This window comes from Cellulomonas shaoxiangyii (assembly GCF_004798685.1).
In the GTDB taxonomy this organism is placed as follows: domain Bacteria; phylum Actinomycetota; class Actinomycetes; order Actinomycetales; family Cellulomonadaceae; genus Cellulomonas; species Cellulomonas shaoxiangyii.
This window is the reverse complement of the sequence record NZ_CP039291.1, coordinates 2,112,005-2,125,848: the sequence shown is the minus strand read 5'-3', so window position 1 is coordinate 2,125,848 and position 13,844 is coordinate 2,112,005. Positions and strand designations below refer to the sequence as shown.

Here is a 13,844-nt window from a genome sequence, read left to right as displayed (position 1 = left end):
GCGCCGCGCCCGGGGTGTGTCGACCGTCACCACGGCCCCGGGCGACCCACGCGGGACGCGGGACGGAGGTCCCGAGACATCCCACGACTTGGCTCGTAGCGTCGAGGTATCGACCCCGCCACACCAGGAGCGTCAGATGACCATCACCGCCGTGCCCAGCGACCGCAGCGACACCGCCGTACCCGCGGCATGGCAGGGCTTCGTCACCGGGCCGTGGACCGACGCCGTCGACGTCCGCGACTTCATCCAGCGCAACTACACGCCGTACACCGGTGACGCGAGCTTCCTCGCCGGCCCCACCGCCCGCACGACGGGCATCTGGGAGAAGCTCAGCGCGATGTTCCCCGCCGAGCGCGAGAAGGGCGTCTACGACGTCGACCCGAGCACGCCGTCGACGATCACGTCCCACGCGCCCGGGTACATCGACCACGACAGCGAGCTGATCGTCGGCCTGCAGACCGACGCGCCGCTCAAGCGCGCCATCATGCCGAACGGCGGCTGGCGCATGGTGCAGACGTCGCTCGAGACCTACGGCTACGAGGCGCCGCAGGAGATCGTCGACATCTACACGAAGTACCGCAAGACCCACAACGCCGGCGTCTTCGACGTCTACCCGCCGAACGTCCGCGCCGCGCGCAGCTCCCACATCATCACGGGCCTGCCCGACGCCTACGGCCGCGGCCGCATCATCGGCGACTACCGCCGCGTCGCCCTCTACGGCGTCGACGCGCTGATCGCGCAGAAGAAGCTCGAGAAGGCCTCGCTCGACATGGAGCGGTCGGTCGAGGACGTCATCCGTGACCGCGAGGAGCTCGCGGAGCAGATCCGTGCCCTCGGCGAGCTCAAGCAGATGGCCGCGTCCTACGGGTACGACATCTCGCAGCCGGCGACGACCGCCCGCGAGGCCGTGCAGTGGCTGTACTTCGCGTACCTGGCCGCGGTGAAGGAGCAGAACGGCGCCGCGATGTCGCTCGGCCGCACGTCGACGTTCCTCGACGTGTACCTGCAGCGCGACCTCGACGCGGGCGTCCTCACCGAGGAGCAGGCGCAGGAGCTCATCGACGACTTCGTCATCAAGCTGCGGATCGTGCGCTTCCTGCGCACCCCGGAGTACGACACCCTCTTCTCGGGCGACCCGACGTGGGTGACCGAGTCCATCGGCGGCATCGGCGAGGACGGCCGGCCGCTCGTCACCAAGACGTCGTTCCGCTACCTGCAGACGCTGTACAACCTGGGCCCGGCGCCCGAGCCGAACATGACGGTGTTCTGGAGCGACCGGCTCCCCGAGGGCTTCAAGCGGTTCTGCGCGCAGGTGTCCATCGACACCTCGGCCGTGCAGTACGAGTCCGACGAGCTCATCCGCGCCTCGTGGGGCGACGACGCGGCCATCGCGTGCTGCGTGTCCCCGATGCGCGTGGGCAAGCAGATGCAGTTCTTCGGTGCGCGCGTCAACCTCGCCAAGGCGCTCCTCTACGCGATCAACGGTGGCCGCGACGAGGTCACGGGCAAGCAGGTCGCCCCGGTCAGCGCGCCCGTCGAGGGCGAGGTGCTCGACTACGACGACGTGCTCGCCAAGTTCGACCGGACGATGGACTGGCTCGCCGAGACGTACGTCGACGCGCTGAACTGCGTGCACTACATGCACGACAAGTACGCGTACGAGCGCATCGAGATGGCGCTGCACGACCGCGAGGTCCTGCGCACGCTGGCCTGCGGCATCGCCGGCCTGTCGGTCGTGGCGGACTCGCTGTCGGCCATCAAGTACGCCACGGTGCGCGGGCTGCGCACGGCCGACGGCCTCGTCACCGAGTACGCCGTCGAGGGCGACTTCCCGACGTACGGCAACGACGACGACCGCGCCGACGACATCGCGGTGTGGATCGTGCGCCGGTTCATGGAGAAGCTCCGCGCGCAGCCGACGTACCGCAACGCGGTGCACACGCAGTCGGTGCTGACGATCACGTCGAACGTCGTGTACGGCAAGTCGACCGGCTCCACGCCCGACGGGCGCAAGGCCGGCGAGCCGTTCGCCCCCGGCGCCAACCCGATGAACGGGCGCGACACGCACGGCATGCTCGCCTCGGCGCTCTCCGTCGCGAAGCTGCCCTACTCGGAGGCGCAGGACGGCATCTCGCTGACCTCGTCGATCGTCCCGTCCGGCCTCGGCCGCACGAAGGACGAGCAGGTGGGCAACCTCGTCGGCCTCCTCGACGCGTACGTGCTGTCCTCCGGGTACCACATGAACGTCAACGTGCTGAACCGCGAGACGCTCGTGGACGCCATGGAGCACCCGGAGAACTACCCGCAGCTGACGATCCGCGTGTCGGGCTACGCCGTGAACTTCGTCCGCCTCACCCGCGAGCAGCAGCTCGACGTGCTGTCGCGGACCTTCCACGGCGCGGTCTGACCCCGACCGGCCCCGGTCCGGTCCGCTGACGACCGGACCGGGGCCGCTGCACCGCTCCTGCACCACCCCCGCGACGACACCCGAGGAGGTCCGGACGTGAGCACCACGCCGACCACGACGACGAGCGAGCCGACCGGCGCCCCCGTCGTCGCCCTCGGGACGCCGCTCGTCGGCGGCTCGCACACGCGCACCCACGGCCACGGCACCGCCGGCCTCGAGGCCGTCGAGGCCGAGCGCGCCGAGCGTCTCGCGGCCGTCCGCGAGGGCCGGCTCGGCTCGGTGCACTCGTGGGAGCTCGTCACGGCGGTCGACGGCCCGGGCACCCGCCTGACGGTGTTCCTGTCCGGGTGCCCGCTGCGGTGCCTGTACTGCCACAACCCCGACACGATGGAGATGCGCCGCGGCACCGACGTGTCGGCGGACGAGATCCTCGCGAAGGTCGCCCGCTACCGCGGCGTCTTCCGCGCGACGGGCGGCGGGCTGACCATCAGCGGCGGCGAGCCGCTCATGCAGCCCGCGTTCGTGCGCCGGCTGGTCCGGGGCGCGGCGGCCATGGGCGTGCCGGTCGCGATCGACACGTCCGGCTTCCTGGGCGCCCACGCCGACGACGAGCTGCTGGACGACGTCGACCTCGTGCTCCTGGACGTGAAGTCCGGGCTGCCGGACACCTACCGGCGCGTCACGGGCCGCGAGCTGCAGCCCACCCTCGACCTCGGCCGCCGGCTCGGTGCGCGCGGCACCCGCATGTGGGTCCGGTTCGTGCTCGTCCCGGGCCTGACCGACGACCCCGAGAACGTCGCCGCCGTCGCCGACCACGTCGTGTCGTTCGGGCCGGCCGTGGAGCGCGTCGAGGTGCTGCCCTTCCACCAGATGGGCCGCGACAAGTGGGACGAGCTGGGCATGCGGTACGAGCTCACCGACACCGAGCCGCCGTCGCCCGAGGCCACCGAGGCGGTCCGCGAGGTCTTCCGCGCCCGCGGGCTCACCACCTTCTGAGCGTCAGAGCGCGCTGACGTCGCGCGGGGCCCGCTGCGGGCGGGACAGGGTCCGCACGAGCGCGGCCTGGCCGTGGCGGCGGACCGCGAGGTCGGTGAGCACGCGCAGCACGGGCACGACGGCGCCCGGCGGCAGCTCGGGCGTCGGCAGGTCCACGCTCGACGCCAGGTCGTCGGCGTGCACCACCATCTCCAGCAGCCGCGTGACGAGGAAGTCGTCCGTGGCCATCGCCGCGCCGGTCCAGGGGACCAGGACGGCGCGGGGCGCCCGCGCGAGGGCGTCGTCGAGCCCGGCGAGCGTGGCCACGAGCAGGCCGTCGACCGACTCGGGCCCCTCCGCGGCCGCCTCCTGCGAGCGGGTGCGCACGCCCACGTTCGACGGCCCGTCGAGGTCCTCGCGGATCCACGCGGCCTGCGCGTAGTGCGCGTCGACGGTGACGAGCGGCGCGTGGGGCGCGGGCGCGGGCGCGCCGAGCACCTCGACGACCCGGCGCGGCTGCAGCGCCAGGTGGTACGCGAGCGCGCCCACGCTCATGCCGGCGCAGGACGACTCGGCGTCCCACGCGGCGCTCACCTCCGGGCGCGCGACGAGGTCGGCGACGACGCGGGTGGCGCCGACGACCGCCGACCGGTCGAGCGCGTCGGCGAAGGTCAGGGGCGGCAGCGGCGTGGGCACGGCGTCACCCTGGCGCAGCCGGGCGCGCGCGGGCAAGCACCCGGCGCGCGCCCGGGCGGGCGCCGCGCCCCGCGGCGTCAGCGCCCCGGGACGTTCGCGACCCCGTCGGGCAGCAGGCGCCGCCCGAGCACCCGCTCGCCGTACCCGGTGCGGTCCAGGTAGGGCGTGATCCCGCCGAGGTGGAAGCCCCAGCCGGCACCGAGGATCATGCACAGGTCGATCTGCTGCGGCGTCGCGACGACGCCCTCGTCGAGCATGTGCCCGATCTCGACCGTGAGGGCGGTGAGGACCGCGTCGAGCACGCCGGCCTCGTCGAGCGGTGCGTCGCCCGTGGCCTCGCGCGCGGAGTCGAACACCGCCTGGACCGCGGGGTCCACGCGCTTGGGCAGGCCCTTGGCGGGGGCGGGCCGCACGACCGACGCGCCGTCCGCGACGAGCTTCTCGAGCCCGGGCGAGCGCGGGAAGCGGTCACCGAGGTCCGCGCGCAGGGACGTCAGCACGTGCAGCCCGACGGCCGGGCCCACGAGGTCGAACAGCTCGAACGGCGGCATCGGCAGGCCGAGCGGGTCGAGCGCGCGGTCCGCCACCTCGACCGGTGTGCCGTTCTCGACCGCCTCGACGATCTTCCCGAGCAGCAGGACCAGCAGCCGGTTGACGACAAACCCGGGGCGGTCGGCCACGAGCACCGCGGTCTTGCGCAGCTGCTGCGTCACCGCGAAGGCGGTCGCGAGGGCGGCGTCCGACGTCCGCTCCGCCCGGACGACCTCCACGAGCGGCATCGCGCCGACCGGGTTGAAGAAGTGCAGCCCGACGACCCGCTCGGGGTGCTGCAGGTCCGCCGCCATGCGGCTGACCGACAGCGCCGAGGTGTTCGTGGCGAGCACGGTGTCGGGCGTGACGACCTGCTCGAGCTCGGCAAACACGCGCTTCTTCAGGTCGAGCACCTCGGTGACGGCCTCGATGACCAGGTCGCAGCCGGCGAAGACCGCGAGGTCGGTCGACCCCGTGACGGAGGCCGTGATCCGCGCGCCGGCGTCGGACGTCATGCGCCCCGTCGCGACGAGCCGCTCGACCTGTCGGTGCACCGCCGCGAGCCCGGCGTCGACGCGCGCCCGGTCCAGGTCCCGCATCACCACGGGCACGCCCAGCCGCTGCGCGAAGAGCAGCGCGATCTGCGCGGCCATCAGGCCCGCCCCGACGACGCCGACGCGCGTGACGGGCTGCGCGAGCGACCGGTCGGGCGCCCCCTCGGGCCGCTTGCCGCCGGAGACGAGCCCGAACGCGTACACGCTCGCGCGCATCTCGTCGGTCATGATCAGGTCGGCGAGCGCCTCGTCCTCGGCGGCGTACGCGGTCTCGACGTCGGCGTCGCGCGCGGCGGCGAGGAGGTCGAGCGCCCGGTAGGGCGCGGGCCGGGACCCGTGGACGGTCGCGTCGAGCCGCTCGCGGGCGGCCGCCGTGACGGCCTGCCACGTGGCGGCGTCGGCGAGGGGCGGGCGGGTCACGACGACGGAGCCGTCGAGCACGCGCGCTGCCCAGCGCACCGACTCCTCGAGGAAGTCCGCCGCGTCGAGCACGACGTCGACGAGCCCGATCTCGGCCGCCTGCGCCGCGGTGAACGGCTTGTTGGCCGCGGGCCGGGCCAGGACGACGTCGAGGGCCCGCTCGATGCCGACGATCCGCGGGACGCGGTACGCGCCGCCCCAGCCCGGGACGAGGCCGAGCGTCGTCTCCGGCAGGGCGAGCGCGCGCACGTCGGCGCCCGCGGTGCGGTAGTCGCACGCGAGGGCGAGCTCGAGGCCGCCGCCGAGCGCGGCGCCGTTGACGAACGCGAACGTCGGCACGCCCATGTCGTTGAGCAGCCGGTACGCCGCGTGCCCGCCGCGGCCGAGCTCGAGCGCCTGCTCGCGCGTCGTCACGCTCGCGACCTGGGTGAGATCGGCGCCGGCGGCGAGGTAGTACGGCTTGCCGGTGACGGCCACGGCGGCGAGCTCGCCGGCGGCGGCGCGCTCGCGCACCGCGGTCAGGGTCGCCGTGAGCTCCGCGACGCCCTGCGGGCCGAACGTCGTCGGCTTCGTGTGGTCCAGGCCGTTGTCGACCGTGACGAGCGCCAGCGTGCCGAGGCCGCCCGGCAGGCGGACGTCGCGCACGTGCGCGTGCGTGACGCGCTCGGGGCGGGGTGCGGGGGTGCTCGTGCTCATCGCGCGTCCTCCGTGAAGTGCGGGTTCTCCCAGACGACCGTGCCGCCCTGCCCCAGCCCGACGCACATCGTCGTCAGCCCGTAGCGGACCTCGGGGTGCTCCTCGAACTGCCGGGCGAGCTGCGTCATGAGCCGCACCCCGGACGACGCCAGCGGGTGGCCGACGGCGATCGCGCCGCCGTACGGGTTCACGCGCGGGTCGTCGTCGGCGATCCCGAAGGCGTCGAGGAACGAGAGCACCTGCACGGCGAACGCCTCGTTGATCTCGATCAGGCCGATGTCCTCGATCGTCAGACCGGCGCGGGCGAGCGCCTTCTCCGTCGCGGGGACGGGGCCGAGGCCCATGACCTCGGGCTCGACGCCCGCGTACGCGAACGTCACCATCCGCATGCGCACGGGCAGGCCCAGCTGCGCGGCGACGTCCTCACCCGCGAGCAGGCAGGAGGCCGCGCCGTCGGTCAGCGGCGCCGACGTGCCGGCGGTGACGCGTCCGGCGGGGCGGAACGGCGTCGCGAGGGCGGCGATCGCCTCCACCGTCGTGCCGGGGCGCGGCGGCTCGTCGGCCGTCGCGAGCCCCCAGCCGCGCTCGGGGTCGCGCAGCGCGACCGGCACGAGGTCCGGGTCGATCTGCCCGGCCGCGAGGGCGGCCGCGTACTTCTCCTGGCTGGCCACGCCGTAGGCGTCGGCGCGCTCGCGGGTCAGCGCGGGGAACCGGTCGTGCAGGTTCTCGGCGGTGACGCCCATGTTGAGCGCGTCCGCGGCGACGAGCCGCTCCGCCATGAAGCGGGGGTTGGGGTCGGCGTCGAAGCCCATCGGGTGGTGGCCCATGTGCTCCACGCCGCCGGCGATCGTCACGTCCTGCGCGCCCATGGCGATCGCGGCCGCGGTCGTGGTGACGGCCGTCATCGCACCCGCGCACATGCGGTCGATCGCGAAGCCGGGCACGGTCGGCGGGAGCCCGGCGAGCATGGCGACCGTGCGGCCCAGCGTCAGGCCCTGGTCGCCCTGCTGCGTGGTCGCGGCGAGCGCGACGTCGTCGACGCGGCCGGGCGGCAGCTGGGGGTGACGGCGCAGGAGCTCGCGGACCGTCTTGACGGCCAGGTCGTCGGCGCGGGTGTGGGCGTACAGGCCGTCCTTGCGGGCGCGGCCGAACGGGGTGCGCACGCCGTCGACGAAGACGACGCGGCGGACGGAGGGCGGGGACGAGGTGGGCATCGATCCTCCAGCGGGACGGCGGTGTCCGTGGGGCGCCCGGCGGGGCCCCGGGCGCGCGGGACGATCATCCCTGGACGCGCGAGGTTACTGAACAGTAACAGCGGGGCGGGCCGGCGTCAGGAGGCCGCGAACGCCTCCGCGAGGCGGTCCGCGACCAGCTCGACCTGCCACTCCCGTGCACCGCCGGCACGCAGCGCGGCAGCCACCGCGTCGGCGTCGGCGGGCTGCGGCGGCGACCAGCACAGGCGGCGCAGCAGGTCCGGCTGGAGGAGGTTCTCCACGGGCACGGACCAGTGCTCGGACAGGCCGGTGACCACGGCGCGTGCCGCCGCGAGCCGCCGGGCGGCCGCGGGGTCGCGCTCCGCCCACGCGCGCGGCGGGGGAGGGCCGTCGCCGGCCGGGCCGCGCGGGGACGGCAGGGCGCTGTCGGGCAGCGCCAGCGCACGGTCGACGGCCGACTGCCACAGCGCGGCGCGCCGGCGCGTCCCCTTCCCGGCGAACGGCGGCAGCGCGACGAGCTGACCCACGGTGCGCGGCAGCGCCTGGGCGGCGGCCACCATCGCGGCGTCGGGCAGGACGCGGCCGGGGGAGATGTCCCGCTCCCGCGCGCTCTTGTCGCGCGCCTCGAACAGCTCGCGCACCACGGCCAGGCGCCGCGGCTCGCGCAGCGTGTGCAGGCCCGACACGCGTCGCCAGGGCTCCGCGCGGGGCGCGGGCGGCGGCGCGAGGCGCACGGCCTCGAACTCCTGGCGCGCCCACTCGGCCTTGCCCTGCTCGGCGAGCCGCTCGGCGAGCACCTGCCGCACCTCGACGAGCACCTCGACGTCGAGCGCCGCGTACCGCAGCCACTCCGCCGGCAGGGGCCTGGTCGACCAGTCGACGGCCGAGTGCTCCTTCGCGAGCCCGAGCCCGAGCGTGTCGGCGACGACGGCCGCCAGGCCCACGCGCTCCATGCCGAGCAGGCGCGCGGCCAGCTCGGTGTCGAAGATCCGGCTCGGGCGCATGTTCTGCTCGACGAGGCCGGGCAGGTCCTGCGAGGCGGCGTGCAGCACCCACTCGACCCCCACCAGGGCGTCGGACAGCGCCGACAGGTCGGGCAGGGCGACGGGGTCGATGAGCGCCGTGCCGGCGTCCTCGCGGCGCAGCTGCACGAGGTAGGTGCGCTGCCCGTAGCGGTAGCCGGACGCGCGCTCCGCGTCGACGGCCACCGGCCCGGTGCCGGCGCCGAACGCCTCGACGACCGCGGCCAGCGCCCGCGGGGTGTCCACGACCGGGGGCACGCCGTCGGCCGGCTCGAGCAGCGGGACGACGGGACGTGCGTCGGGGTCCGGCCGCTCGTCGTCCGGACCGGGCACGCCGGGCGACGCGTCGGGGTCCATGCGGACCACCGTAGGCGACGGCGGGCGGGGTACTGCGCAGGTCGGCGACGCGTCGCGTGCGTCGTACGTCACCGCCGGTGCCCGGTCGCCCGCGCCGGCGACTCAGTCGATCAGCCGGTGGCGGATCGCGATGGCGACGAGCTCGGCGCGGTCCCCGGTGCCGAGCTTGCGGGAGATCCGGGCCAGGTGGCTCTTGACCGTGAGTGCGGACAGGCCGAGCTCCTCGCCGATGAGCCGGTTCGTGCGGCCCTCGGCGACGCGCGCCAGCACGCTGAGCTCGCGCGCCGACAGGTCGGCCAGGGGCGCGGGCGGCAGCGGGGGCGCCGGCCGCGCGGGCGCGGCCAGGTCGGTGCTCGCGGCGACGCCACCGCGCAGGCCGCCGGCGAGCAGGGTGCGCAGCTCGGCCCGCCCGGCGCGCCGGGCCAGGACGACGACGCGCGCGGCGCCGCGGCGGCGCAGCGTGCGCACGAGCGCCTCGCCCTCGCCGTCGCCGATCTGCGTCACGACGACGCACATGGGGGCCCGCGGTGCGGCGGCCTGCGGCGGCCGGCGGACGGTGGGGACCCCGGCCGCGCCGGGCGCGCGGCGGGCCGACATCTCGCGGACGTCGCGTCGCAGGGGCTCGATGGTCACGTCGTGTGGATCGGCACCTGGTCGGGGGGACTTGAGCCCGGTCGGCGCGCGGGACCGTGGTCCGCCCGGCGGGCGGGCGGTTGCGGCGGGTCTGGGACGGTCTGCGCCCGGCGTCGCGTCCGTACCGCGGACGCCGGCGCCCGGGGGAGCCTCAGCGACGGGGCAGCGGCACGACGCCGTCGGGCAGCGGGGGGAGGCCCGCGGCGGTGCACAGCAGGGTGGTCCACGCCGTCAGGTGCGGCGCGAGGTCCTCGTCGAACGCCGTCCACGACGCGCGGATCTCGAGCTCGGTCTGCTCCTCGCGCCGTTCGAGCGCGCCGAAGCTCTGCGACAGGACGCGCGTGACGGTCCCGCCCGTGGCGTGCGGGTCGACGCCGGCGGACGCCAGGGCGTCGCCGAACCACGTCCAGGCGACCTCGGCGAGCAGCGGGTCGGCGCCCACCTCGGGCTCGAGCGCAGCCCGCACGAGCGTGACGAGGCGGAACGACCCGTCCCAGGCCTCCTGGCCCTGCGGGTCGTACAGCACCACGAACCGGCCCGACGCCAGGTCCTCGGCCGCCACGGACCGGCGGGCGGTGCGGACCTCACCCGTCAGCGCGGCGGTGTAGGGCGCGATGCGGGCCGGGCCGGGCACCTCGTCGAGGACGACCTCGGCGCGGACCGGGACGCCGCGCAGCGAGCGGAGCGCCCGCACGAACTCGGCTGGCACGTCGTCGGGTCCGGCGGGGGTCACGCCGGTGACAGTAGGGGCGTGCCGGGCGTCTCGACGTCCGGCACGCCGGACGGCTCGCGGCCTTCGTCCGACTAGTCTCGACTCCCGTCACCGCACGTCCGCGTCGCGGCGCCGGCCACCGTGCCGGCGGGCGCGGCTGCACCCCCGTGTCGAAGGAGTCCCGTGATGTCTGTCCCCGCGTCCGACCTGGGCACCGCGCACATCGGTGTGACCGGCCTGGCGGTGATGGGCCGCAACCTCGCGCGGAACTTCGCTCGCCACGGCTACACGGTCGCCGTGCACAACCGCACGTTCGCGCGCACGCAGTCCCTCGTCGCCGAGCACGCGGCGGACGGCACGTTCGTCGCCGCCGAGTCGATGGCCGACTTCGTCGCGGCGCTCGAGCGGCCGCGCAAGGTCGTGATCATGGTCAAGGCGGGTCCCGCCACGGACGCCGTCATCGACGAGCTCGTGCCGCTGCTCGAGCCCGGCGACATCGTGGTCGACGCCGGCAACGCGCACTTCCCCGACACCGTGCGCCGCGAGGCGGCGCTGCGCGCCCTCGGCCTGCACTTCGTCGGCACGGGCGTGTCGGGCGGCGAGGAAGGGGCGCTCAACGGCCCGTCGATCATGCCCGGCGGCACACGCGAGTCCTACGCGTCCCTCGGCCCGATCCTCGAGGCGATCTCCGCGAAGGTCGACGGCGAGCCGTGCTGCACCTACGTGGGTCCCGGCGGCGCAGGCCACTTCGTCAAGATGGTGCACAACGGCATCGAGTACGCCGACATGCAGCTCATCGCCGAGGCGTACGACCTCCTGCGCCACGGCCTGGGCGCGTCCGCGGGCGAGATCGGCGAGGTCTTCGCCGCGTGGAACACGGGCGACCTGGAGTCGTTCCTCATCGAGATCACGGCCGACGTGCTGCAGCACGTCGACGCCGCGACCGGCCGGCCGTTCGTCGACGTCGTCGCCGACGCCGCGGAGCAGAAGGGCACCGGCCGCTGGACGGTGCAGAACGCGCTCGACCTGGGCGTGCCGATCACGGGCATCGCCGAGGCCACGTTCGCGCGCGCCCTGTCGGGCTCCGCGCCGCAGCGTGCCGCCGCGCGGGGCGTCCTGCCCGCCGACACGGTCGCGTGGCACGTGCCCGAGCCCGGCGCGTTCATCGAGGACGTGCGCCTGGCGCTGTACGCGTCGAAGGTCGTCGCGTACTCGCAGGGCTTCGACCAGATCGCCGCGGCCTCCGCCCAGTTCGGCTGGGACATCGACCGCGGCGCGATGGCCCGCATCTGGCGCGGCGGCTGCATCATCCGCGCCCGGTTCCTCGACCGGATCACGCAGGCGTACGCGCGCGACCCCGAGCTGCCGCTGCTGCTCGCCGACCCCTACTTCTCGGGCGCGGTCGGCAACGGCGTCGCCGCGTGGCGGCGGGTCGTGGCCGCCGCGGCGACGCACGGCGTGCCCACGCCCGCGTTCTCGTCCTCGCTCGCCTACTACGACGGCGTGCGCGCCGAGCGGCTGCCGGCCAACCTGATCCAGGCGCAGCGCGACTTCTTCGGCGCCCACACCTACCGCCGCGTCGACCGCGAGGGCGTCTTCCACACCGAGTGGTCCGGCGACCGCTCCGAGACCGCCGAGTGAGCCGGCGACGTCCCACGGGCGCGCAGGTGCCGCTGGCGGACCTGCTGCCCGTGATCCTCGGCGGCGACATCGGCGCCTACAGCCTCGCGCGCACGTTCCACGAGGCGTACGGCGTCCGGTCGGTCGTCGTGCCGTCCGTGTCCACGGGTCTGACGCGGCACTCGCGCATCCTCGACGCGGTCGTGGAGCCGGGCATCGACGACGGCCCCACCGTCGTGGCGCGGCTGCGCGCGATCGCCGCCGAGCACCCCGACCGTCCGCGCCTCCTGCTCGGCAGCGCCGACTGGCTCGTGCGGACGATCGTCGAGAACCGGGCGCAGCTCGAGGACCTCTACACGATCCCGTACGTCGACGTGGCGACGCTGGACCGCGTGACCGACAAGGTGCTGTTCGGCGAGCTGTGCGCCGAGCTGGGCATCGACCACCCGGCGACCGTCGTGCACGACGTGCAGGCGGGCGGGACGCCGGACACCTCCGCGCTGCGCTTCCCCGTCATCGCGAAGGCCGCCGACACCGCGGCCTACCACCTCGTCGACTTCCCCGGGAAGGCGAAGGTGTTCACGGTCGGCTCGCCCGAGGAGCTCGCGGACCTGCTCGGGCGGGTGCGGGAGTCGGGCTACCAGGGCCGGTTCGTCGTGCAGGACCTCATCCCCGGCGACGACTCCGGCATGCGGATCCTCACGTGCTACGTCGACCAGGACGGGAAGGTCCGCTTCTCGGCGTTCGGCCACGTGCTGCTCGAGGAGCACACGCCCGGCGCGCTGGGCAACCCCGCCGGGATCGTCACGGGGCACGACGCGCAGATCGCCGACCAGGCGCGGCGGCTCCTCGAGCACATCGGCTGGCGCGGGTACGCGAACTTCGACCTCAAGTACGACCCCCGCGACGGGCGCACGGTGTTCTTCGAGCTCAACCCGCGGCTCGGGCGGTCCAACTTCTACATCACCGCCGGCGGGCGCAACACGGCCGAGCTGTACGTGCGCGAGCACGTGCAGGGCCTCGACCCGCTCCCGGACGGCTCGGCGGACCACCTCACGGCGCCGCACCTGTACACGGTGCTGCCGATGGAGCTCCTGCTGCGCTACGTCACCGACCCCGCCGTGCGGGCGCAGGTGCGCGGGCTGCAGCGCTCCGGGCAGGTGACGAACCCGCTGTGGTACGCGGCGGAGAACCACCCGCGCCGCCTCGCCTACCTCGCGGCGGCCCAGGCCAACCAGGTGCGCAAGTACCGCCGGTACCACCCGTGGCCGGCGCGGGGGGCGGCCGCGTGAGCGGCGAGGTCGGGGTGATCGGCGGCGTCGGCCCGGCGGCCACCGTCAGCTTCCTCGACCTCGTCGTCCGGCACACGGACGCCGCGCGGGACCAGGACCACGTGGACCTCGTCGTGCTGCAGCACGCGTCCATCCCGGACCGGACCGCCTACATCCTCGGTGACTCGCCGGACGACCCCGGGCCGGTGATGGCCGCCGACGCGCGCCGCCTCGAGGCCCTGGGCGTCGAGTTCGTCGTGGTGCCCTGCAACACCGCGCACCACTTCACGGCCGAGGTGGCGGCCGCCGTGACGGTGCCCGTGCTGAGCATCGTCGACGAGACGGTGGACGAGGTCGCCGCGCGGCCCGGCACGACGCGCGTGGGCCTGCTCGCCACCAGCGGCACGCTCGCGTCGGGCGTGTACCAGCGGGCCGCGCAGGAGCGCGGGCTCGCGGTGGTGGAGCCCGACGCGGACGACCAGCGCGTCGTCATGGGGATCATCTACGACCAGGTCAAGGCCGGCCGGCCCGCCGACGTGCCGGCGCTGCGCGCCGTCGCCGACCGGCTGGCCGCACGCGGGGCCGACGTCGTGGTGCTGGGGTGCACCGAGCTGTCCGTCGTCGCCCTCGAGCACGGCCTGCTCGCCGAGCCGCTGTTCGTCGACTCGCTCGACGTGCTCGCCCGGCGGACCGTCGTGCGCGCGGGTCGCCCGCTGCGCGGGGGCTGACCCCGCCG

At 75.1% G+C, this 13,844-nt stretch carries 11 protein-coding genes; 5 read left to right on the top strand and 6 right to left on the bottom strand.

Annotation, left to right across the window (positions count from 1 at the left end; translation table 11 throughout):
- Positions 1–136 precede the first annotated feature (136 nt).
- Complete coding sequence (gene pflB / locus E5225_RS09655; protein ID WP_135973463.1) at positions 137–2,407, top strand: formate C-acetyltransferase; 2,271 nt, start codon at positions 137–139, stop codon at positions 2,405–2,407.
- Positions 2,408–2,503: 96 nt separating this feature from the next.
- Positions 2,504–3,403 (top strand): pyruvate formate-lyase-activating protein, encoded by a 900-nt coding sequence (pflA, locus tag E5225_RS09650; RefSeq protein ID WP_135973464.1) that lies wholly within the window; start codon positions 2,504–2,506, stop codon positions 3,401–3,403.
- Positions 3,404–3,406: 3 nt separating this feature from the next.
- Here the strand turns inward: pflA and E5225_RS09645 are convergent, their stop codons facing one another.
- The 6 genes from E5225_RS09645 to E5225_RS09620 form a co-directional block, all read right to left on the bottom strand.
- Positions 3,407–4,078, bottom strand: a complete 672-nt coding sequence (locus tag E5225_RS09645; RefSeq protein ID WP_135973465.1) for a maleylpyruvate isomerase N-terminal domain-containing protein — start codon at positions 4,076–4,078, stop codon at positions 3,407–3,409.
- Between the two features lie 77 nt (positions 4,079–4,155).
- Entirely contained in the window at positions 4,156–6,279 is a 2,124-nt protein-coding gene (locus tag E5225_RS09640) for a 3-hydroxyacyl-CoA dehydrogenase NAD-binding domain-containing protein (RefSeq protein ID WP_135973466.1), read from the bottom strand.
- Entirely contained in the window at positions 6,276–7,493 is a 1,218-nt protein-coding gene (locus E5225_RS09635; RefSeq protein ID WP_135973467.1) for a thiolase family protein, read from the bottom strand. The genes E5225_RS09640 and E5225_RS09635 overlap by 4 nt, the downstream gene beginning before the upstream one ends.
- Before the next feature lie 116 nt (positions 7,494–7,609).
- Positions 7,610–8,872, bottom strand: a complete 1,263-nt coding sequence (locus E5225_RS09630) for an HRDC domain-containing protein (protein WP_135973468.1) — start codon at positions 8,870–8,872, stop codon at positions 7,610–7,612.
- Positions 8,873–8,974: 102 nt separating this feature from the next.
- Positions 8,975–9,505 (bottom strand): response regulator transcription factor, encoded by a 531-nt coding sequence (locus E5225_RS09625; RefSeq protein WP_244243658.1) that lies wholly within the window; start codon positions 9,503–9,505, stop codon positions 8,975–8,977.
- Between the two features lie 151 nt (positions 9,506–9,656).
- On the bottom strand, positions 9,657–10,238 hold the full coding sequence (locus tag E5225_RS09620; RefSeq protein WP_135975407.1) for a DUF3000 domain-containing protein: 582 nt from the start codon (positions 10,236–10,238) through the stop codon (positions 9,657–9,659).
- A gap of 165 nt (positions 10,239–10,403) precedes the next feature.
- Between E5225_RS09620 and gndA the strand changes: the two genes are divergently transcribed.
- From gndA to cuyB, 3 genes are read left to right on the top strand one after another with little or no spacing between them, the layout of a single operon-like run.
- A complete protein-coding gene (gndA, locus tag E5225_RS09615) occupies positions 10,404–11,858 on the top strand; it encodes an NADP-dependent phosphogluconate dehydrogenase (protein WP_135975409.1) in 1,455 nt (484 codons plus the stop codon).
- The gene (locus E5225_RS09610; protein WP_135975405.1) at positions 11,855–13,129 is read left to right on the top strand and encodes a carboxylate--amine ligase; all 1,275 of its coding nucleotides are present in this window, start codon (positions 11,855–11,857) and stop codon (positions 13,127–13,129) included. The genes gndA and E5225_RS09610 overlap by 4 nt, the downstream gene beginning before the upstream one ends.
- On the top strand, positions 13,126–13,836 hold the full coding sequence (gene cuyB / locus E5225_RS09605) for a cysteate racemase (protein WP_135975403.1): 711 nt from the start codon (positions 13,126–13,128) through the stop codon (positions 13,834–13,836). The genes E5225_RS09610 and cuyB overlap by 4 nt, the downstream gene beginning before the upstream one ends.
- The last annotated feature ends 8 nt before the right edge of the window (positions 13,837–13,844 follow it).

What these genes read in the sequence shown, in the direction of transcription:
- E5225_RS09630 (WP_135973468.1), bottom strand. Translation starts at nt 8,872, where the DNA reads ATGGACCCCGACGCGTCGCCCGGCGTGCCCGGTCCGGACGACGAGCGG.
- E5225_RS09640 (WP_135973466.1), bottom strand. Translation starts at nt 6,279, where the DNA reads ATGAGCACGAGCACCCCCGCACCCCGCCCCGAGCGCGTCACGCACGCG.
- pflB (WP_135973463.1), top strand. Translation starts at nt 137, where the DNA reads ATGACCATCACCGCCGTGCCCAGCGACCGCAGCGACACCGCCGTACCC.
- gndA (WP_135975409.1), top strand. Translation starts at nt 10,404, where the DNA reads ATGTCTGTCCCCGCGTCCGACCTGGGCACCGCGCACATCGGTGTGACC.
- E5225_RS09635 (WP_135973467.1), bottom strand. Translation starts at nt 7,493, where the DNA reads ATGCCCACCTCGTCCCCGCCCTCCGTCCGCCGCGTCGTCTTCGTCGAC.